This window comes from Arthrobacter sp. HLT1-20 (genome assembly GCF_054510895.1).
Genome location: NZ_JBTNDR010000038.1, coordinates 15,328 through 35,976, shown reverse-complemented (window position 1 = coordinate 35,976; position 20,649 = coordinate 15,328). Strand labels below are relative to the sequence as shown.

Below are 20,649 nucleotides of genomic sequence, written 5' to 3'. Positions count from 1 at the left end.
TAGCCAGCACAACCACCACACCCGGACGGCACCCACCCGACGGCCCCCAACAAAGAAAGTTGGGAGCCGCATACCTACGCCCCTTGACAAACCTTCCGACATATCAGCGTCTTTAAGCGTTATTAAACGCAGTACGACGGCGGGGTGTCACCTTTTGTCTAAAAGGTGACACGCCGCCGTCGTACTTTATGCGCCTAGCGGCGCATGGCAATCACTATGCCCACCAGCAGGGCCAGGAAGGCCAGCGTCGCGGCCCCAACAATCTGGGTTGCTGCGACGCCGGGCTCCCCCAGCCAGGTCCACATGCTAGTGGAAGAAGTGGCGCGCACCGGTGAAGTACATGGTGATGCCGGCAGCGTTGGCCGCGGCGATGACCTCGTCGTCGCGCACGGAACCGCCGGGCTGCACAACTGCGCGGACGCCGGCGTCGAGCAGGATCTGCAGGCCGTCAGCGAACGGGAAGAACGCGTCGGAGGATGCCACCGCGCCGATGGAGCGCTGCGCCGAAACGCCTTCGGCACCCGAGGCACCACCGGCTGCGTCAACGTCGGATTCCACAGCCACGCCGAGGGTGTTGGCGCGTTCCACTGCGAGCTTGCAGGAGTCAACACGGTTCACCTGGCCCATGCCGATGCCCACTGCAGCGCCGTTATTGGCGAGCAGGATGGCGTTGGACTTGGCGGCGCGGACTGCTGTCCAGGCGAACGCCAAATCGGCCAAGGTGTCAGCATCCGCCGGTGCGCCTGCGGCGAGCGTCCAGTTGGCGGGGAAGTCGCCGTCGGCGTCCACCTTGTCAGACATCTGGACCAGCATGCCGCCGGATACCTGGCGGACTTCAGCCGGGTAGCGGCCGTAGCCTTCGGGCAGTGCCAGCAGGCGGATGTTCTTCTTCTTGGCGAGGATTTCCACGGCTTCCGGCTCAAAGTCCGGGGCGATGACCACTTCGGTGAAGATGCCGGCCACGGTGCGGGCCATGGCCGCCGTGACGGTGCGGTTAGCGGCGATGACGCCACCAAAAGCGGAGAGCGGATCGCAGGCGTGCGCCTTGGCGTGTGCGTCGGCGATGGGGTCCACAGCATCCGGGGACGCCACGGCAACACCGCAAGGGTTGGCGTGCTTGATGACGGCGACAGCCGGCTCGGCGAAGTCGAAGGCTGCGCGGAGGGCGGCGTCGGCGTCAACAAAGTTGTTGTAGCTCATGGCCTTACCATGAAGCTGGTCGGCCTGGGCGATGCCGGACGGCGCGGCCTTGTCCACGTACAGGGCCGCCTGCTGGTGCGGGTTTTCGCCGTAGCGCAGAACCTCTGAGCGCTCCAGGGAGTACCCGGCGTAGGCGGGCCAGTCGATGATACCGTCGCCGTCAACGTCCAAGAACTGGGCGGAGGTCCACGCAGCCACGGCGTTGTCGTAGGCGGCCGTGTGGGCGAAGGCTGCAGCGGCGAGGCGCTGGCGGGCCACGAGTTCAAAGCCACCGGCAGCTGCGGCGGCAATGACGTCGGCATACCTGGCGGGGTCAACAACCACAGCCACCGAGGGGTGGTTCTTGGCTGCCGCGCGGACCATGGACGGGCCGCCGATATCGATCTGCTCAACCACAGCGTCCTGGCCGGCACCGGAGTTCACGGTGTCAACGAACGGGTACAGGTTCACCACAACCAGATCGAAGGGCTCAACGTTCATCTCTTCGAGCTGGCGCACGTGGTCGGGCAGGCGGCGGTCGGCCAGGATGCCTGCATGAACCAAGGGGTGCAGCGTCTTAACGCGGCCGTCAAGGGCTTCGGGGAATCCCGTGACCTCGGAAACTTCTGTGACGGGAACACCTGCTGCGGCAATCTTGGCAGCGGTGGAACCTGTGGAAACAATGGCGACACCGGCGGCGTGCAGACCAATGGCCAGCTCCTCCAGCCCGGTTTTGTCGTAGACCGAGATCAAGGCTCGGCGGATGGGAACACGGTTGAGAGGAACGCTGGTCACAGAAATTCTCCGTTGGGTGGCTCGATGGTGGCGACATATAAAGTTTAGGCCACTACGCGCCGGTAGGATTTCCTCATGACTTCCAGTGATCTGCAGCACGCACCGTCCACAGCTGACGCCATTTCCCCCGATCTTCCCCGCCTGATCAACTCCGTGATCCTCCCCGGTTTTGTTGGCACAGACGTGCCACAGTGGCTGGAGGCGGCCCTGCAGAACGGTCTGGCGGGCGTGGTGTACTTTGCCCACAACATTGATCCCGATGCTCCGGCGCAGGTCTCCGCACTCTCCGCCGCCATCCGCGCCGCCAACCCGGCAGCTGTCATTGGCGTGGATGAAGAGGGCGGAAACGTCACCCGCCTGCAGGCCCGGGACGGTTCAACCATCCCCGGTGCCGCCGCGCTGGGCGCCCTCAATGACCTCCCCACCACAGAAGCCGCGGGCCGCGCCATTGGCCGGCTGTGCCGCGACGCCGGGATCAACCTGGCCATTGCCCCCGTGGCGGATGTGAACACCAACCCGTTGAACCCCGTGATTGGCGTGCGCGCCTTTGGTGCCGACACCGAGCTGGTCAGTGCGCACACGGCCGCGGCCGTGAAGGGCATCCAGACCCAGCGCGTTGCCGCCTGCGCCAAGCACTTCCCCGGGCACGGCGACACCGTGGCCGACTCCCACATGGACACCGCCCGCGTGGAGCTTTCCATGGCGGAAATGGCACAGTTCCACCTGCCCCCGTTCAAGGCGGCCACGGATGCCGGGGTGGCGTCTATGATGAGCGCGCACATCATCATCCCCGAGCTGGGCGAGTCCCCTGCCACGCTGAATCCGGCGGCGAGCGCCCTGCTGCGCGAAATGGGCTTTGAGGGCGTGCTGATCACCGACGCCCTGGACATGGCTGCCGTGCGTGCCACGGTTGGTCCCGGCGAGGGCGGCGTGCTGGCCCTGCTGGCCGGCAATGACCTGCTGTGTGTTGGCAACCCACTGAACGCCTACACCACGGGTCGCGACGACGAGTCTTGCTACGTTGAGGTGTACGACGCCCTGCTGGCCGCAGCCACCTCGGGCCGCCTGCCTCTTGAAACGCTGCGCAAGGCCGCCTCCCGCGTCCAGGCCCTGGCGCAATGGTGTGCCGGGGACGTTGCGGAAACCGAGAACGACGACGTCGACTGGGTTTCCGTTGCTGCCCGGGCCGCCAGGGTGGATTCCCTGACCGCCAAGCCTGTGCTGAGCGGCTCCGGAGCCGTAACGCTGGTGGATGCGCGTACCGGCCACAACATGGCTGCCGGCCCCACCGAGAACTTCATTGCCACGGCCTTGGACGGTTACACGGTGAGCGCCGCGCATGCGCAGCAGACTCCGGCACCCGAGCTGGCAGAACTGCTCAAGCGCTCCACGGGGGCAGTTCTGGTCATTGTGGATTCGCTGGCGTCCGCCGAACAGCGTGCCACCGTGGAGTTCATCCTGGCGCAGGCCCCCCACGCCGTGGTCATCAATGCGGGCCTGATCACGGAGGCCCCCACGGATAACGCCACCATCCACTGCCACGGATTCAGCCGCGTTACGGCCCAGGCTGTTGTGCGCCTGCTGGAAACCGCCTAAGCCACCTCCTGCCGTGCCCACATTAAGCCGTGCACACAGCCTGCCGTCCTCAAGAAAAGACCACACCATGACTGAAACTTCTGCCCAGACCGAGTCCGTCCGCAACGAGATTGGCACGCTTGTCACCGAGGCCGCCAACACCAAGTACCCCGATCTGGCTGCGCTGACCACCGCGGAACTGGTGGCCGGCATGAACAGCGAAGATGCCCTAGTCCCGGCGGCCATTGCACAGCAGCTTCCGGCCATTGCTGCGATCATCGATGAAATTGCGCTCCGCATGGGCCGGGGCGGACGGCTCATCTACGTGGGCGCCGGCACCCCGGGCCGGATGGGCATTTTGGATGCCAGCGAATGTCCGCCCACCTTCGGCACGGACCCCGCCCTGGTGGTGGGCGTCATCGCCGGCGGCCAGGCTGCCGTGGATCAGGCCGTGGAGAACGCCGAGGACAGCGAGGAGGCCGGCGCCGCGGACATGGCGGCCCTGAAGCTGGGCCCCAATGATTCGGTGGTTGGCATTGCCGCCTCCGGACGCACCCCCTACGTGATCGCCGCCATCGGGGCAGCACGGGCGCAGGGCGCCTACACAGTGGGATTCGCCTGCAACAACAACTCCGCCCTGGGCGCCGCAGCCGATTCCGCCCTGGAAATTGAGGTGGGCCCGGAGTTCCTCAGCGGCTCCACCCGGCTCAAGTCCGGGACGTGCCAGAAACTGGTGCTGAACATGATCAGCACCATCACCATGGTCCGTCTGGGCAAGACCTACAAGAACGTCATGGTGGATTTGCTGGCCACCAACGCCAAGCTGCGCGCCCGCAGCGAACGCACCCTGATGCGGGTCACCGAGTGCGACGCCGCCACGGCCGCCACCGCCCTCGCAGCGGCTGGCGGGCATGTCAAGGCCGCCATCCTGGCCATCATGACGGGACTCCCGGCCGCGCAGGCAGTGGAGCTTCTGGCCCAGAATGACGGTTTCCTGCCGGCGGCCATCAGCGCCGGCACACCCTCCCACTGATCCTTCTCCAGGCACGACGGCGGAACCAACCCATGAATGCACCTCACCACTTCCCCGCAACCAGTAGTACGCGCCGCAGCCTGCAGGGGCTGCTGGATGCTGCCGTCAGGGACGGCGTGGCACCCTCTGTGGGCTGCGCCGTGGCGGTGGGAGGTGCGGAGCTGCCCGTGCTCACGGCCGGGGCCGCCACCGTGGACACCTACTATGACCTGGCGTCCGTGACCAAGTTGTTCACCACCGTCACGGCACTGATCCTGGTTGACAGCGGCGTCCTGGCGCTGGACGCACCCATTGGCAAGCGGCTGCCCGCGTATGCGCGTGGCGCCAAGGCTACAGTCACGTTGCGGCACCTGCTCACGCACACGTCCGGGCTGCCGGCCGAGTGGCGGGGCTGGCACACTGCATTGTCCAACGGGCGCGGATTTGAGCGCGAGGCTCTGCTGGCGGACCTGCTGTCCACTGAGCTGGAGGCGGCTCCGGGAACACGCTTTGCGTACTCTTGCGCCGGGTTCAACACCATTATGGCGCTGGCCGAGCATGTGACCAAGGCGCCGTGGGGGCAGCTGGTGAAGGAACGCCTGCTGTACCAGCTACCCACTGACGGCATCACCGGCACCCCGCGCATTGACCGCTGCGCGCCCACAGAGTTCGCGCCGGGGCTGGGCCGCGGGCTGGTGCGCGGGATCGTGCACGACGAGGCCGCCTGGTCGTTGGGCGGGCTCAGCGGCAACGCCGGCATGTTTGCCACGGCTGACGGGTTGCGCGTTTTTGGCATGGCACTGCTGAATGGCTTGCCGGGCATCCTCTCCCCCGCCCTGGCCGCTGAAATGTGGCGCAGCCAGCTGCCCCAGGCGCTGGGGGCAAACTTTGACCCGGCGGATCCCGGCTACGGGCACGGACTGGGGCTGCGCATCAACCAACAGCCGGCCATGGGAGACTACGGCACGGAGGCGCGCGGGCACGGCGGCTTCACGGGAACCTCCCTGCTCGTTGACCGCAGCCGCGGCGTGGTGGTCTCCCTGCTCAGCAACCGCGTGAGCCCTAGCCGGGACGGGGATGACGCGACGGGGCTGCGCAAGGCCGTGTCCGACGTCGTCTATTCTGGTGCCAATACTTAATTCGGAAGGCACCATGAGCACCCCTACGGCTTTGATGACAGGCGACCGCGTGGTGCAGGAGCTGCCGTGGCGGTGGCGGGTGCAGGGCAGCATCTTCCTCATTGGCGGGCTGGGCTTCATGTTCGACGCCTGGGATGTGACGCTCAATGGCTTCCTGATCCCCTTGCTGTCCAAGGAATGGGGGCTCAGCCCGGGGCAGGCGGCGTGGATTGGCACCGCGAACCTGATTGGCATGGCCGTGGGTGCGTTTGCGTGGGGATCCATTGCTGACATCATCGGGCGCAAGAAGGCCTTCACCTTGACGCTGCTCATTTTCTCCATCTTCACCGTGCTGGGCGCCTTCTCCAACGATTTGGTAGTTTTTTGCCTTTTCCGTTTCATTGCCGGTTTTGGCCTGGGCGGCTGCATCCCCGTGGACTATGCGCTGGTGGGCGAGTTCACACCGCGCAAGCACCGCGGACGGGTGCTCACGGCCATGGATGCGTGGTGGCCCATTGGCGCCACCTTGTGCGGGGTTGTCTCCGCTGTGCTTATGGCCAGCTTTGGCAACTGGCGGTACCTGATGCTGGTCATGGTGCTGCCGGCGCTGCTGGTGTTCTGGGTCCGTGTGGGGATCCCGGAATCGCCGCTGTACCTGGTGCGGGCCGGGCGTCCCGTGGAGGCCAAAAAGGTCATTGATACGCTGATCCGTCGCACCGGCGCCACCGTGGGGCCGTGGAAACTGCCGGAGCCGGCGGATGCGCCCAAGCTGTCGCTGGGCAAGGTCACCGAGCAGCTGGCCGGGCTGTGGCGCTTTAACTGGCGCATCACCGGCATTGCCTGGTCCCTGTTCCTGACCATTTTGCTGGTGTACTACGGCGCCCTGACCTGGATGCCGTCCATCTTGGTGGCAACCGGGTATGCCGAAAACAAGGCGTTCATGGCCACGGCCGCCATGACAGGCATTGGCCTGCTGGGCGTGGTGGCTGCCGCCCTGCTGGTGGAGCGTTTGGGCCGCAAGTGGATCCTGGCCATCACCGGCCCGCTGGCTGCGTTGTCGCTGGTGATCTTTGCCCTGGTTCTGGATGCGCCCGTGGCCGCACAGATCTGGCTGCTGGTGTTTGGTTTTGTCATCCAGGTGGCCATCCCCGTGCTGTACACCTACGTTTCCGAGCTCTACCCAACGCATCTGCGCGCCACAGGGTTTGGTTGGGCCTCCACCATTTCCCGGGTGGGCGCCGGGCTGGTGCCGCTGATCTTTGGCTCCCTGCTATGGCCCGTGCTGGGCCTGCCGCTGACGTTTGCGCTGACCGGCGGGCTGGTTCTGCTGGCCGTCATCTGGATGGCCGTCTCCGCCCCGGAAACCAAGGGCGCCGTGCTGGACTAGGGTCCCGGACTGCGGGGCGGGCACCGTTTTCAGCTGCCGCCCACCTTGGGCCGGTAGCCTATCTTGGACAGCAATTCTTCTAACCTCGAGGACCATTCATGAGCGCCCTGCTTCCCACCGTTTTCGCCACCACCGGATTGCTCGGCGGCTACCAAACCGCCCGCGCCACGGGGAACCGCCAGCTGGGCGGTGCCGTCCTGGCGGCCGCCGGCGCCGCGGCCTTTGTTGGCTGGAAGAAGAACGCCGGTACGTGTGCCGCGGCAGCCCTGACCACCACCTATGTGGTGGCTTTTGGCGCTTCCCACCCCCTGGCCAAAAAGTTGGGTGCCTGGCCAGCCGTGTACACGGTCACCGCGGCCACCGCTGTGGCGTCCCTGGTGTTTGGCCGCAAGCGCTCCTAGTCAGTGCTGGCCTAGTCGGTGCCGGCTTTGGCCCATCGCCAGTAAACTGGCTGTGACGGCGGGGAGCTTTCCCGCCGCACCCACTACTTGAAGAAGGCCACGCATGGATCTCGCCGCCGACACCACCGGCTTCCTCGCGAGCTTCTGGGTCTACCTTGTGGGCGGGGCATTTGTCATGTTCTCCGCCCTGATACCGCCCATTCCCAGCACCACTGTGTTTGTGGCACTGGGTGCTCTTGCCGGGCTCGACGGCGGTCCCCGGGCCGGGCTGCTGGTGCTCGCCATGGTGGCGGGGGCCGTGGCCGGGGATCTGGCCACGTATGGCATCACCAAGCTCATGGGCAATTCGCGCTGGGGTGCCGGGCCCGGGACCCGGCGCCAGCGGGCCCTCGACGCCGCCACGCGCAGGCTCACGCAGCGCCCTTACATGTTCATGCTGACATCGCGCTTCATCCCGCTGGGACGGCTCTCCTCCAACATTGCAGCGACGGCGGCCGGCTACTCGGTGCGCGCCTTTGCCGTGTTTTCGCTGGTCTCGGCGAGCATCTGGTCCGGCTACGCCGTGGGTGTGGGAATTTTGACCCGTTACTGGCCCAACGTCTCCACCCAAATGGCCGTGGTCATCGCCATCGTGGCCTCGATCGCCCTGGGCTGGCTGCTGGGCAAGGTCTCCACCTGGTTCCTGGACAGAAAAAACTCAAAGCAAATCCCCGCCGTCGCCCCCTAACCCAACTGTGACGCAGTTGTTGCTCCAAATACCCCCGTTTTCGGGGAAATCGATGCAACAAGTGCGTCATAGACGGGGGGGGGGCTAGTGAGAGTTAGGCGCGGGCCAGATCATGCAACACCTCAATCAGGAGCTCGCGCTCGGCAACCTTGATGCGCTCGTGGAGCGATTCCTCGGTGTCATCCGGCAAGATGGCCACGGGTGTCTGGGCGATGATGGGGCCTGTGTCCACGCCGGCGTCGGCAAAGTGGACTGTGCAGCCGGTGACCTTGACCCCGTAGGCCATGGCGTCGCGGACACCGTGGGCGCCCGGGAAGGACGGCAGCAGGGCCGGGTGCGTGTTGACGTAGCGGCCCACGAAGGCGTCAATGAAGCTCGGAGCCACAATGCGCATGAACCCGCTGGAGACAACGTAGTCCGGCTGGTAGGCGGCAACGGTTTCCAGCAGCGCCGCATCCCAATCGGCGCGGGTAGCGTAGTCCTTGAAGTTCACCACAAAGGTTTCCAACCCGGCGGCGGCGGACCGCTCCACACCGAAGGTGCCGGGCCTGTCCGCTCCCACGGCGGCGATTTCCAGGGGCAGGGTGCCAGCGTCCACGGCGTCGATCACTGCTTGGAGATTTGAGCCGGTTCCGGAGACTAAAACAACTATGCGCATGGGTGCAATTTTAGGCGATGCGGACCGCAGTCCCTATTCGGCACTCTCGGTACGGCGGCGTACGGGGGCTGGCTCTGTCCGATCGCCTTCCAGCCACGGCGCCAGCAGCGAACCGGCCATGACGCCAATACCCACCTCGGCGCCCACCCACAGCGCGGCAGTGATGGGATCCGGCCCCAGCTCGGTGAGCCGGCCTAGGCCAATGGAGCCTTGGGAGAGCCAGAACAGGACGCCGGAGAGCACGGCCGCCACCGCTGCAATGACGGCGCCAAGGAACAGTGTTGACAGGGGCAGTGACAGCCAGCGCTGGCGCACCTTCAGGGATACCCATTCATCAAAGTGGTTTTCCCCGGCCCGCACAAACCACCAGCCGGCCAGCAGACCTGCCGAAATGGGGATGACTAGCGCGGCGAATCCCCATGTCAGGGTGCCGGTGGGCAGGGCCGCCAAAAGCGGGATGGGCGGAACAGGTGCCACGGAGGTGCCCAGCGGGGACACGCTGGAGCCAAGTCCCAGGGAGAATCCGTCCCCGCCGGCCCACGCCAGGGCCCAAATGGCCAGGTTGGGCATGAAGGCTAATTGGGCAAGGGTGAGTGCCGCGCCACCAATGGCACCGGGCCGCAGTGCCTGATACACGCCAATGATGTCATTCCAGCGCATGGCCAGATTCACCGTGAGCATCAGGGCCGAGAGGGACAGTGCTGCCATGATGGCCAGGAATCCCGAGCTGACAACTGTCCACGCGTAAGAGCCTGCCCAGCGCTGGTCTTGGCTTGTTTTGGAGATCCAGTCGGCCGCGTTCACCCCGATCAGCCGGCTCCAGGAACCTGCCTCCAGCCGTGAGCCCACAATGAGTCCGGCAGCGGCCGGAATAGCCGGAATCAGCATGCTGGCCAGCAGGGGAGCCTCAATGCCGGGCACACTGCAGACAAATGCAGTGGCCAGCCCCGCCGCCGCGTAGAGGACCACGGCACCAACCAGTGGTTGCCACAATTGGTCCGTGTAGGAAGCCCTGGCCAGGCGCCGGCCCGAGCGCCACGACAGGAAGAAGGGAATCAGCACAAGACCTAGGGGCAAAAGGCTGAAGATGCCCGTTTCCACCGTGGCGGAGCTGGGCCCTGTGATCTGGGTCAGGTGCAGCGAAACACCGTGCCCCACCAGCCAAATCTGTCCCGCCAGCCGGGCAATAACGGAGACGTCTTTCTCCCCGAATCCGCCAGCCAGCCACGTGGCGAGCAGTGGAACAGTGACAGCAAGTGCCGAAATAACAAACATTTGCGCAGCCTCGAACACCCCTTGCAGCCACAGCGGCATGGGAATTCCGTCGCGTTGGCGCTTATCCGCTTTGGTGTTCATCGTCTTCAATGGTGCCACATGGTGGGCCGCACGCCCGTGAGCGCCGCCAATGGAATCCGCCACAACATGCTGCGGTCCGCAAGACGGCGCGCAGCCAGCCCGGCCGCGGGGGCCGCTGTGGACATTCGCCCGTGGGCCCACCACGGGCGAATGTCCGCAACAGCCCCCTAGCCTGCGCCGGGCCGGACGCCAGGACGGGCGGCAATCCCCCGCAAAACCAGCCGATAAATTCAGATGTTAAATACAGATAGGGCCCGGGATAAATCCCGAACCCTATCTGTTCAAGCCCTAAGGACTAAAGAATGCGCGGTTACCCGCACGTTTTCTTTAGAATTAGATAGCCTGGATGTTGACTGCCTGAGGACCCTTGGGACCCTGCTCAACATCGAAGGAAACCTTCTGGTTCTCTTCGAGGGAGCGGTAGCCCGAGGAGTTGATTGCGGAGTAGTGTGCGAACACATCCTGGCTCTGGTCATCGGGAGAGATGAAGCCGAAGCCCTTTTCAGCGTTGAACCACTTAACGGTACCTGTTGCCATTGTTTCTATTTCCTTCTGAAGTTGGAGATTCCGCCCGACCTTCGGGCCTCCGTTTATACGGTGTAAGTCCGCTTCTCCAGAAAAGCGACGGTCCCCCGAAAGGGTGTCGTCGCTTCAACTACAAAAAACGCAACACTACAACTACGTCCAAGTATACATGTTTATTGGCCCAATGCCATAAAGATCTGAGAGGTGCGTCACTTTGAATCTCAGAGCGGCGGCATATTTGCGAATAATCGTTGAGTTGGCGCGGATCACAAAAGCACTTTCCGTGACGTGACACTCAGAGTTGTCCTGACGTTCACCGGCATGTCGTGCCAATGTTGCCCAACATAGCCATGTTCGACGCCGGATTCCTCCTCCCAGCGTCAGTCACCTCGGACTTCTCCCCCGCACGCGCCAACCGCCGTCCTGGGAAGTGGCGGCTGCGGGCAGCATTTGTCCCGGCTTGGCCCTCAAGCAGCTCACGTATAGTGGTGCGAATGCGCAGGGATCCGGCCCTGCCTGCTCCCGTGGCGAAAGGACTGAGGATGCGAAGCACCGTTTCCATGCTCCGCCTGACCACCCACGCGATCCTGCTGGCGTTTGCCGGATTGCTGCTGGTGGCCTTCGGCTGCAGCGGCGCCCAAGCTCAGGCCGGCATGCAGGCAACCGCCACCCACGCCCCCACTGCGCACGTTTCAGCGGCGCATGTTTCAGCAGCGCACGTTTCAGCGGCGCAGTTCTCCCCCGCCACTGATGTTTCCGTTGCGGCTCTCACAGCCCCGGTCTCCACGGCGTGCGTGCCCGGCCGGGACAAGGTCAGGCTGGAACGCGATGCTCTTCCCCCAGTTCCCGCCCACTTGCAGCCGGCGCAGCAGGACACCGACGCCGGTCTTGCCGAGCGGACCAAGGCAAACTCGGGCGCGGCCCAGTTGTTGGGCAGAACCCCGGCGTCACTGACGCATCTGGACCTGGGAATTGTAAGGACGTAGACCTCCGTGCGCCGGCACCCATCCCCCGCGTAGCAGCAGGGCTGGAGGAACGGCGTCGAACGTGTCCTTATATATAGCCATGGTGCGCCGCCGCCGGACCGCGAGAATTCGCGTCCGCCGGAGGGCTGTGCCTGCACAATCCCGAGAGTCTATTCATGAATACGAAGAAAACCCGCAACATCATCCTGTCCCTGGTGTTGGCTGTGGCACTTGTCTTGACCATTATTTTTGTTGGCGCCGCCGCCGGCGAGAAGCGTCTGAACCAGGCGGCAGCCCCTGGCGTGTCCGACGCCGGCAAGGAGGCGCCCGATCTGCAGCTGGAACGCCGCATTCCCGGAGACCCCCAGGCCCTGGGCGCGGTGGATGCCCCGGTTGTCATGATCGAGTACTCGGACTATCGGTGCCCGTTCTGCGGGGTTTACGCCCGCAAGACCCAACCCGACATCATCAAGAAGTATGTTGACGCCGGCCAGCTGCGCATCGAGTGGCGCGACCTGCCGGTGTTTGGCGAATCCTCGGTGAACGCCGCCGTGGCCGCCCGGGCAGCAGGGGCGCAGGGCTTGTTCTGGCAGTTCAATGAGGCCGTCTACGCGGCAGCGCCCGAAAAGGGCAAGGCGGAGCTGTCCGATCCGGAGTTGCTGGCGTTCGCCAAGAAGGTTGGCGTGCCGGACATGGCCAAGTTCGCCACGGACTTCAAAGGCCCCGAACTGCGGGCCCAGGTCAACGCCGATCTTGCCGAAGGGACCTCACTGGGATTGAACAGCACCCCCACTTTTGTCATCAATAACCAGTCCATTCCCGGGGCGCAGCCGCTGGATGTGTTCGTCCAGGTCATTGACGAAGCTCTGGCGAAGGCCAAGTAGCCGTGGATATTGGCTACACAGGAGCGTTCCTAGGCGGCATCCTGACCCTTCTGAGTCCATGTTCGGTCATGTTACTGCCAGCCTTCTTTGCCTATGCCTTCGCCAGCCCCGGCAAACTATTGGGCCGCACGGCACTGTTCTACGCCGGGCTGCTGACCACGTTAGTACCGCTGGGCCTGCTGGCCGGGCTGCTCGGATCCCTGGTGCTGCAAAACCGAACGACGCTGATTTCTGTTGCGGCCGCCGTGGTCATTGTCAGTGGAATCTTGCAGATTGTGGGGGTGGAATTCCCAGGCCTCAGCCGCAGGGCCGGTGCGGACAGCACCTCGGCGGTGTCGGTGTTTGTGCTGGGCTCCGTCTATGGCGTGGCGGGCGTGTGTGCCGGCCCTATCCTTGGATCGGTCCTTGCCGTGGCCGCAGCAGGCGGAAATCCAGTCTACGGCGGCATCATGCTGGCCATCTTTGCCTTCGGCATGGCGCTGCCGCTGGGGATATTGTCGTTGCTGTGGACGCGGTGGCGGCTCGGTGAGCGCGGCTGGCTGAAACCTCGCCGCTTCCGGCTGGGCCCGTGGGAAAACTCCGTGTGGATGGTTGTTTCCGGCGTGCTGTCCATCGGCATTGGCGTGCTGCTCCTGGCCACGCAGGGAACGTCCTCCCTGGGCGGCGTGTTGACCATCGATGCCCAGTACCAGGCGGAATCGTGGATCGCGGCGATCTCGCACAAGGTGCCCAATGTTGCCTTCGGTCTGGTTGCGCTGGCTGCGCTGGTGCTGGCTGGCGGCGCCTACCTGTGGCGGTCACGCGTTGCGGAGCGTGGCGTTGCGGAGCGTCGCGACTCGGAGGGCAGTTGAGGTGGCCAGCGCCGTTCTGGAGAATCTCCGTGTCTGGCCGCTGCGGCGCTGGTTGGTGGCTACGCTGGTGGCCGCGGTTGCGTTCGTGGTGGTGGCCATCCCCACGGATCTGCTTCCCAACCCGTTCTTCGGCCGGGAAATTCCGCCCACGTGGTGGTCGCACGCGGCGCTGATGATCAGCTCGTTGCTGACTGGCCTGTTGGTGGCCACGTATGTGGCCTCGCCCCTTGCCGGGACGGGCGCCACGAACAAGTCCGGCGTCTTTGGCTCGCTGCTGGCGTTCTTTGCCGTGGGCTGCCCGGTCTGTAACAAGCTGGTGCTCCTGGCGCTGGGAACCTCCGGCGCCATGACGATCTTTGAGCCGCTCCAGCCCCTGCTGGCGGCAGTGTCCATCGGGCTGCTGCTGTGGGCTCTGCTGCGCCGGGTGTCGCAGGAGAACGCGTGCCGGATTCCCGTGGCCTCATAAGTACGACGCCGTGACTCACCGCCCGCGGCCAACCTGCCGCAGGCGGTGGGTCCACCAGCTGGGTGGTGAACCATTTGCGCCTTTGCCCGCGTTTGCCGGGAATACTAGATCGCCGCACTTTCTGGTCCCTACCCATGGGTCTCATCCCCCCGGCGAGGGAAACTGAACCGCGGGACGCCCAGAATCATGTAATGAGGCTCATCCCTGCCGGCAATGGCCACACAAACGGCCAAGAACTGGTCAAAAGAACTTGCAGCCACGTGTCAAAACCGCTGCGGCGAACGGTCAATCCACATTGCCGTCTCTGGTCAGTTTAAAGGTGCAACTAACAGACGGGCTAGTTGACTACGGCCTTGGGCTCATCCCCGCCAGCGCGGGAAACACGATGGCAGGCACGGCTGGCACGCGACCTCGCCGGGCTCATCCCCGCCAGCGCGGGGAACACACGGTCCCAGCTAAGCGGATCCGACCGGGCGGGGCTCATCCCCGCCGGCGCGGGGAACACGACGTTCCCCTTGCGGGCTTGGAAACCTGCAGGGCTCATCCCCGCTGGCGAGGGGAACACGGGACCACTTCATCGTCCGCCCAATGCTCTTTGGGCTCATCCCCGCCAGCGCGGGGAACACTGTCTGCTGCTCGGCGTCCCGAGCGTGCCGCGGGGAACACTGAGCCAGGCAAAGCTCGCTACTAGCGCAGGTGGGCTCATCCCCGCCAGCGCGGGGAACACGCGGTCTCCATTCGGCTGAGTTTTGCGAGGCGGGGCTCATCCCCGCCAGCGCGGGGAACACGTCGAGACGGGGCCAAGGATCGGGATCAAAGCGGGCTCATCCCCGCCAGCGCGGGGAACACTGGCTTTGTCCTGCTCCCGGAACGTGAACTGGGGGCTCATCCCCGCCAGCGCGGGGAACACAACTTATCGGCAACAACCAGATAAGGCGGTTGGGGCTCATCCCCGCCAGCGCGGGGAACACTTTCGGTGGCATACTTGCTCGGCTTCTCGGACGGGCTCATCCCCGCCAGCGCGGGGAACACGTACGGCCGAATGTGTAGGTGCCCATGTCGCCGGGCTCATCCCCGCCAGCGCGGGGAACACCCTTAGCCAACGCCTTAGTGTGCGCTGGTCGAGGGCTCATCCCCGCCAGCGCGGGGAACACTTGAAGGGCCAGACGCCGGGCGATGTCGTCCCGGGCTCATCCCCGCCAGCGCGGGGAACACCTTGATCTGCTCGAGCATGTACGGCGACATTGGGGCTCATCCCCGCCAGCGCGGGGAACACTGGCGCTGGCTGCCGCTTCGCCCGCCTTCGTCGGGCTCATCCCCGCCAGCGCGGGGAACACCACGACTGATCCGGCGGGCACCAGCACGCCAAGGGCTCATCCCCGCCAGCGCGGGGAACACTGAAATCGAAGCTGGAAACTCTCAGCAACGCCGGGTTCATCCCCGCCAGCGCGGGGAACACTACGCCTCCAACGTCTATGACACGGCAAGGACGGGCTCATCCCCGCCAGCGCGGGGAACGCACTTAAACGCCGATCCCGCCGTTGACTGGATAGGGCTCATCCCCGCCAGCGCGGGGAACACTGAGTGCAGCCCGTAGCGGCCTTTGTGGGGCTGGGCTCATCCCCGCCAGCGCGGGGAACACGTGAAGCTCCCGGACACGAACGCTCACCCGCTGGGCTCATCCCCGCCAGCGCGGGGAACACCCGCCAGACCCCGTTGGCGTTACCGTAACGTCCGGGCTCATCCCCGCCAGCGCGGGGAACACCCAACGACTTGAGCGCGTGGGTATGGGGCGACGGGCTCATCCCCGCCAGGGCGGGGAACACAGGATGATGCGGTTTGCGTCGGAGGCCTTGGCGGGCTCATCCCCGCCAACGCGGGGAACACGTGCCGAGCGGTTGCTTGGGCTCGTGCTCGAGGGGCTCATCCCCGCCAGCGCGGGGAACACCTCTGCGGTGGTGTCCATGGTCTTGCCTATCTGGGCTCATCCCCGCCAGCGCGGGGAACACGACCCGGCCACCCTCTTTCTCTTCTCCCCGTTGGGCTCATCCCCGCCAGCGCGGGGAACACGGAAATCAAGGAATTTCGCAAACATGAAGGGCGGGGCTCATCCCCGCCAGCGCGGGGAACACACCTCATACGAGATTTGTGCAAATCCGGGAAAGGGCTCATCCCCGCCAGCGCGGGGAACACTACTTGGCGGTGATTGTCTTAGCCATGGACTTAGGGCTCATCCCCGCCAGCGCGGGGAACACCAATGCCCCGGATGAGCTGCTGCTTCATGATGCGGGCTCATCCCCGCCAGCGCGGGGAACACTTGTAGGCATCTTCCTCACGCTGCTCGTAGGCGGGCTCATCCCCGCCAGCGCGGGGAACCACCGGGTTCTTGGCGATCAGTCAGTTGCCGTCGGGCTCATCCCCGCCAGCGCGGGGAACACTGCGGGAAGGATTCGCTGTGGCGACTTTCGCTGGGCTCATCCCCGCCAGCGCGGGGAACACCCCAACAATGCCGTCACGATTGAAGCTCATCCGGGCTCATCCCCGCCAGCGCGGGGAACACGTTGAAACCGTGTTTGGCAGTGCGGCTGCCAAGGGGCTCATCCCCGCCAGCGCGGGGAACACTCCCCGCAATTGTTCGGTTGGGTGTGGCCGCGGGGCTCATCCCCGCCAGCGCGGGGAACACGGCGAAGGGCACGCTGGTCCCGCATGCACCGCAGGGCTCATCCCCGCCAGCGCGGGGAACACGAGTGCTACATCATCACAGAGCCAACACTCAAGGGCTCATCCCCGCCAGCGCGGGGAACACCGTTGAATACTTCTAGCGGATTGGTCATGGCTGGGGCTCATCCCCGCCAGCGCGGGGAACACTGCTGTCGTGTGGGTTGCGGACTCGATGCCAAGGGCTCATCCCCGCCAGCGCGGGGAACACACTGTCCTTCACTTGGCTGCTCGGCTTGGCTCGGGCTCATCCCCGCCAGCGCGGGGAACACGGTGTCCGCCGTTCCTATGTAGTGGGAGTGGTTGGGCTCATCCCCGCCAGCGCGGGGAACACTTGGGTTGTGGTTAGGTTCGTGGCTAGTCTCGGGGCTCATCCCCGCCAGCGCGGGGAACACAATGAGAGAAGTTTGATGGATGAATAGGTCTGGGGCTCATCCCCGCCAGCGCGGGGAACACGCTTGGGACGGTGAGGGCAAAGAGCCGGCCGAGGGCTCATCCCCGCCAGCGCGGGGAACACGGTGTCCACGGCGAAGGGCGCCTACATCGTCGGGGGCTCATCCCCGCCAGCGCGGGGAACACGGCCAGTCTCGAATGTGTGGACCGGGGTCGCTGGGCTCATCCCCGCCAGCGCGGGGAACACGCCAGTCCGCATGCGTCCGCGTAGGCGCTTGCGGGCTCATCCCCGCCAGCGCGGGGAACACTTCAATTTCCGGGAGTACTAAGTCGCGGATAAGGGCTCATCCCCGCCAGCGCGGGGAACACAACCCCACCAACGGTGACGTAGGCCGACAAGAGGGCTCATCCCCGCCAGCGCGGGGAACACAACTGGCTGACCGGTTGATCCTCGGATCAATCACGGGCTCATCCCCGCCAGCGCGGGGAACACCCATAATCCAGGCTCGCCAAGGTTTTTGACATGGGCTCATCCCCGCCAGCGCGGGGAACACCAGTGGATTGAGTCCCTGCGTGACGCCGGGAAAGGGCTCATCCCCGCCAGCGCGGGGAACACTCACAGACCCGCGCACGTCGCCCCGAGTTGTGGGGCTCATCCCCGCCAGCGCGGGGAACACGGCAAAACAGCTCGGGGCGCTAACCGGACACTGGGCTCATCCCCGCCAGCGCGGGGAACACGGGCACTTGGCGGCTCACCCTTTGTATGTACCGGGCTCATCCCCGCCAGCGCGGGGAACACGAAAAACACTTACGTAGCTGCGGATAAAGTCGGGGCTCATCCCCGCCAGCGCGGGGAACACCCGCGACGTCATGCCGTTGGGTTTCCGTCACACGGGCTCATCCCCGCCAGCGCGGGGAACACTTGGCGGCCCGTGTTTATGTGTACTTATAGCCGGGCTCATCCCCGCCAGCGCGGGGAACACGCCGACTACAACGGCATCACTGTCAACGCACCGGGCTCATCCCCGCCAGCGCGGGGAACACTCCTGCATTTTTGGGTTTGTTCACGCCGTGACGGGCTCATCCCCGCCAGCGCGGGGAACACATGTAGATTTCAGCCCACCGGTTGGGGAGGCCGGGCTCATCCCCGCCAGCGCGGGGAACACGTTCAGGATCCACCGACACTGACGGCACCATTAGGGCTCATCCCCGCCAGCGCGGGGAACACATTTTGGAACTGTTCGTGGGAATCCTCAATTGGTGGCTCATCCCCGCCAGCGCGGGGAACACCAGCGCTCGCCGCCCGGTTGTCGCGGCAGGTTGGGCTCATCCCCGCCAGCGCGGGGAACACAAGGTGTCTACGCCTTTTGCCTGGCCTTGTTTGGGCTCATCCCCGCCAGCGCGGGGAACACGACAGGTCAAGTCCATAGTGGAATCCGCCCAGGGGCTCATCCCCGCCAGCGCGGGGAACACACAGGGTTGCGGCCGCGTGAGCGGATCGTGTTGGGCTCATCCCCGCCAGCGCGGGGAACACGCCGGCGAGTCTCCCTCGGTCGCGGTGCCGAGGGGCTCATCCCCGCCAGCGCGGGGAACACTCCGGTGTAACGGGGTATGTGGTTTGGTGTTTTGGGCTCATCCCCGCCAGCGCGGGGAACACGCCGCCGTTTGAGCTGCGGGATTATCAGCTGTGGGCTCATCCCCGCCAGCGCGGGGAACACTTCGAACGCTCAGAAGCTGATCCCTGGACAGGGGGCTCATCCCCGCCAGCGCGGGGAACACGCAGAGTCGCAGCCAGCCGTGGGAACTTTTCTGGGCTCATCCCCGCCAGCGCGGGGAACACCGAGAGCGGCTGGCAGTACCGGACACCGAACCTGGGCTCATCCCCGCCAGCGCGGGGAACACTTTGCGGCCCGCGCAGTTTTCGGCGGCCGGATGGGCTCATCCCCGCCAGCGCGGGGAACACGTGGGGTACTTTCGGCCACTATTGGGTCACTTGGGCTCATCCCCGCCAGCGCGGGGAACACAAGATCATGGCGTACCCGGGCGTGAATGAGTGGGGCTCATCCCCGCCAGCGCGGGGAACACGTAGTTGAGTGTGATCTGGTCGCCGCTCACGGGGGCTCATCCCCGCCAGCGCGGGGAACACCCTGTGTTTCCATAGACCAGCTGCTCCCGGTTGGGCTCATCCCCGCCAGCGCGGGGAACACGCTTCTGAATGGATTGGTCGGCGCGTGACCCTGGGCTCATCCCCGCCAGCGCGGGGAACACATCAGCGAGGGTGAGTTCAGAGTCAGTGAACAGGGCTCATCCCCGCCAGCGCGGGGAACACTCGGAGTTGCAGAGGCTACAGCAGGGAAGAATGGGCTCATCCCCGCCAGCGCGGGGAACACGACATGGCAAGCAAGGAAGATGTGAAGCAGGCGGGCTCATCCCCGCCAGCGCGGGGAACACTGGCACCAACACAGGCCACGTTACTGACCCCCGGGCTCATCCCCGCCAGCGCGGGGAACACAGGCGGCTTGTCGGTGTCGGTATGCGACGCCCGGGCTCATCCCCGCCAGCGCGGGGAACACCCGAAAAGTCCTTGCCCGAGAAGTCGACTCCCGGGCTCATCCCCGCCAGCGCGGGGAACACTTGCCATTGGCGGCCGCGCTATCGGCGCTATCGGGCTCATCCCCGCCAGCGCGGGGAACACCAGCTCGAGCCTGGCGGCCACGTCGAGGTCGTGGGCTCATCCCCGCCAGCGCGGGGAACACCGTACTGGCTGACCAATGGTGGCGGCATCAGTGGGCTCATCCCCGCCAGCGCGGGGAACACACGATGTGGCGGGTGAGCCTGACCGTCCGGGGGGGCTCATCCCCGCCAGCGCGGGGAACACATAGACGGTCTTGCGGACATTGTCGCGTGTTTCGGGCTCATCCCCGCCAGCGCGGGGAACACTGCGCGGTGGCTGGCCTTACTTATTGGGTGGGGGGCTCATCCCCGCCAGCGCGGGGAACACTGCGCGTACCACTTACTCCGATTGCTTGGGCTAGGCTCATCCCCGCCAGCGCGGGGAACACCTGTCCCGGCCCAAGCGGCGGACGTGGTGAACGGGCTCATCCCCGCCAGCGCGGGGAACACATAGAGCTGGCCGTGGGCGTCTACTCGCTAATGGGCTCATCCCCGCCAGCGCGGGGAACACGGTTGCTGCCACCGTTCTGCCGCCCCGCATTAGGGCTCATCCCCGCCAGCGCGGGGAACACCTTTCGCCCCGGCAGGCCCGGTGATGGAGAGTGGGCTCATCCCCGCCAGCGCGGGGAACACTACGTGGCGGTCCCTGACGTGGCGGAGGTTGCGGGCTCATCCCCGCCAGCGCGGGGAACACGTGAGCGGGATGCCTGCCTTGCGAGCTACTGAGGGCTCATCCCCGCCAGCGCGGGGAACACGCACGGAAGCGGAGGTAGTCTTCTAAGCGCTTGGGCTCATCCCCGCCAGCGCGGGGAACACCTAAGCTCATGTCCTCGCCTGTCATTGACGCCGGGCTCATCCCCGCCAGCGCGGGGAACACTGAGTTGCAGCTTGACGCCGGGGCCTGCTGTGGGGCTCATCCCCGCCAGCGCGGGGAACACCGCCAGCCCTTCCACCGGCTTCTACTTC

General features: G+C 65.6%; 14 protein-coding genes and 1 CRISPR repeat array (1 of these 15 only partly in view). Of the genes, 10 read left to right on the top strand and 4 right to left on the bottom strand.

What is annotated here, in order from left to right; translation table 11 throughout:
- Window positions 1-306: 306 nt before the first annotated feature.
- Window positions 307-1,974: a bifunctional phosphoribosylaminoimidazolecarboxamide formyltransferase/IMP cyclohydrolase gene (gene purH / locus ACX80Q_RS16030; RefSeq protein ID WP_459331529.1), complete on the bottom strand. Its 1,668-nt coding sequence runs from the start codon at window positions 1,972-1,974 to the stop codon at window positions 307-309.
- Window positions 1,975-2,049: 75 nt separating this feature from the next.
- Between purH and ACX80Q_RS16025 the strand changes: the two genes are divergently transcribed.
- The 6 genes from ACX80Q_RS16025 to ACX80Q_RS16000 all read left to right on the top strand — a co-directional run bounded on the left by ACX80Q_RS16025 (window position 2,050) and on the right by ACX80Q_RS16000 (window position 8,194).
- Complete coding sequence (locus ACX80Q_RS16025) at window positions 2,050-3,570, top strand: glycoside hydrolase family 3 protein (RefSeq protein ID WP_459331528.1); 1,521 nt, start codon at window positions 2,050-2,052, stop codon at window positions 3,568-3,570.
- 67 nt (window positions 3,571-3,637) lie between these two features.
- Complete coding sequence (gene murQ / locus ACX80Q_RS16020) at window positions 3,638-4,582, top strand: N-acetylmuramic acid 6-phosphate etherase (protein ID WP_459331527.1); 945 nt, start codon at window positions 3,638-3,640, stop codon at window positions 4,580-4,582.
- Window positions 4,583-4,614: 32 nt separating this feature from the next.
- On the top strand, window positions 4,615-5,700 hold the full coding sequence (locus ACX80Q_RS16015) for a serine hydrolase domain-containing protein (protein ID WP_459331526.1): 1,086 nt from the start codon (window positions 4,615-4,617) through the stop codon (window positions 5,698-5,700).
- Between the two features lie 13 nt (window positions 5,701-5,713).
- Complete coding sequence (locus tag ACX80Q_RS16010) at window positions 5,714-7,066, top strand: MFS transporter (protein ID WP_459331525.1); 1,353 nt, start codon at window positions 5,714-5,716, stop codon at window positions 7,064-7,066.
- Window positions 7,067-7,164: 98 nt separating this feature from the next.
- Window positions 7,165-7,467, top strand: a complete 303-nt coding sequence (locus ACX80Q_RS16005; protein ID WP_459331524.1) for a hypothetical protein — start codon at window positions 7,165-7,167, stop codon at window positions 7,465-7,467.
- 103 nt (window positions 7,468-7,570) lie between these two features.
- A complete protein-coding gene (locus ACX80Q_RS16000; protein WP_459331523.1) occupies window positions 7,571-8,194 on the top strand; it encodes a DedA family protein in 624 nt (207 codons plus the stop codon).
- 94 nt (window positions 8,195-8,288) lie between these two features.
- Here ACX80Q_RS16000 and purN read toward each other — a convergent pair whose 3' ends face one another.
- From purN to ACX80Q_RS15985, 3 genes are all read right to left on the bottom strand, one after another.
- Complete coding sequence (gene purN, locus ACX80Q_RS15995) at window positions 8,289-8,852, bottom strand: phosphoribosylglycinamide formyltransferase (protein ID WP_459331522.1); 564 nt, start codon at window positions 8,850-8,852, stop codon at window positions 8,289-8,291.
- Between the two features lie 33 nt (window positions 8,853-8,885).
- Entirely contained in the window at window positions 8,886-10,208 is a 1,323-nt protein-coding gene (locus tag ACX80Q_RS15990) for a cell division protein PerM (protein WP_459331521.1), read from the bottom strand.
- Window positions 10,209-10,541: 333 nt separating this feature from the next.
- Window positions 10,542-10,745 (bottom strand): cold-shock protein, encoded by a 204-nt coding sequence (locus ACX80Q_RS15985; protein WP_038467205.1) that lies wholly within the window; start codon window positions 10,743-10,745, stop codon window positions 10,542-10,544.
- A gap of 530 nt (window positions 10,746-11,275) precedes the next feature.
- Between ACX80Q_RS15985 and ACX80Q_RS15980 the strand changes: the two genes are divergently transcribed.
- From ACX80Q_RS15980 to ACX80Q_RS15965, 4 genes are all read left to right on the top strand, one after another.
- Window positions 11,276-11,719, top strand: a complete 444-nt coding sequence (locus ACX80Q_RS15980) for a hypothetical protein (protein ID WP_459331520.1) — start codon at window positions 11,276-11,278, stop codon at window positions 11,717-11,719.
- A gap of 155 nt (window positions 11,720-11,874) precedes the next feature.
- On the top strand, window positions 11,875-12,582 hold the full coding sequence (locus ACX80Q_RS15975) for a DsbA family protein (protein ID WP_459331519.1): 708 nt from the start codon (window positions 11,875-11,877) through the stop codon (window positions 12,580-12,582).
- 2 nt (window positions 12,583-12,584) lie between these two features.
- The gene (locus tag ACX80Q_RS15970; protein WP_459331518.1) at window positions 12,585-13,433 is read left to right on the top strand and encodes a cytochrome c biogenesis CcdA family protein; all 849 of its coding nucleotides are present in this window, start codon (window positions 12,585-12,587) and stop codon (window positions 13,431-13,433) included.
- Window position 13,434: 1 nt separating this feature from the next.
- On the top strand, window positions 13,435-13,899 hold the full coding sequence (locus tag ACX80Q_RS15965) for a hypothetical protein (protein ID WP_459331517.1): 465 nt from the start codon (window positions 13,435-13,437) through the stop codon (window positions 13,897-13,899).
- 355 nt (window positions 13,900-14,254) lie between these two features.
- A CRISPR array of direct repeats spans window positions 14,255-20,649; the repeat unit is 29 nt; unit sequence GGGCTCATCCCCGCCAGCGCGGGGAACAC (it continues 399 nt past the right edge of the window).

What these genes read in the sequence shown, in the direction of transcription:
- ACX80Q_RS16025 (WP_459331528.1), top strand. Translation starts at nt 2,050, where the DNA reads ATGACTTCCAGTGATCTGCAGCACGCACCGTCCACAGCTGACGCCATT.
- murQ (WP_459331527.1), top strand. Translation starts at nt 3,638, where the DNA reads ATGACTGAAACTTCTGCCCAGACCGAGTCCGTCCGCAACGAGATTGGC.
- ACX80Q_RS16015 (WP_459331526.1), top strand. Translation starts at nt 4,615, where the DNA reads ATGAATGCACCTCACCACTTCCCCGCAACCAGTAGTACGCGCCGCAGC.
- ACX80Q_RS16010 (WP_459331525.1), top strand. Translation starts at nt 5,714, where the DNA reads ATGAGCACCCCTACGGCTTTGATGACAGGCGACCGCGTGGTGCAGGAG.
- ACX80Q_RS16005 (WP_459331524.1), top strand. Translation starts at nt 7,165, where the DNA reads ATGAGCGCCCTGCTTCCCACCGTTTTCGCCACCACCGGATTGCTCGGC.
- ACX80Q_RS16000 (WP_459331523.1), top strand. Translation starts at nt 7,571, where the DNA reads ATGGATCTCGCCGCCGACACCACCGGCTTCCTCGCGAGCTTCTGGGTC.
- purN (WP_459331522.1), bottom strand. Translation starts at nt 8,852, where the DNA reads ATGCGCATAGTTGTTTTAGTCTCCGGAACCGGCTCAAATCTCCAAGCA.
- ACX80Q_RS15990 (WP_459331521.1), bottom strand. Translation starts at nt 10,208, where the DNA reads ATGAACACCAAAGCGGATAAGCGCCAACGCGACGGAATTCCCATGCCG.
- ACX80Q_RS15985 (WP_038467205.1), bottom strand. Translation starts at nt 10,745, where the DNA reads ATGGCAACAGGTACCGTTAAGTGGTTCAACGCTGAAAAGGGCTTCGGC.
- ACX80Q_RS15980 (WP_459331520.1), top strand. Translation starts at nt 11,276, where the DNA reads ATGCGAAGCACCGTTTCCATGCTCCGCCTGACCACCCACGCGATCCTG.
- ACX80Q_RS15975 (WP_459331519.1), top strand. Translation starts at nt 11,875, where the DNA reads ATGAATACGAAGAAAACCCGCAACATCATCCTGTCCCTGGTGTTGGCT.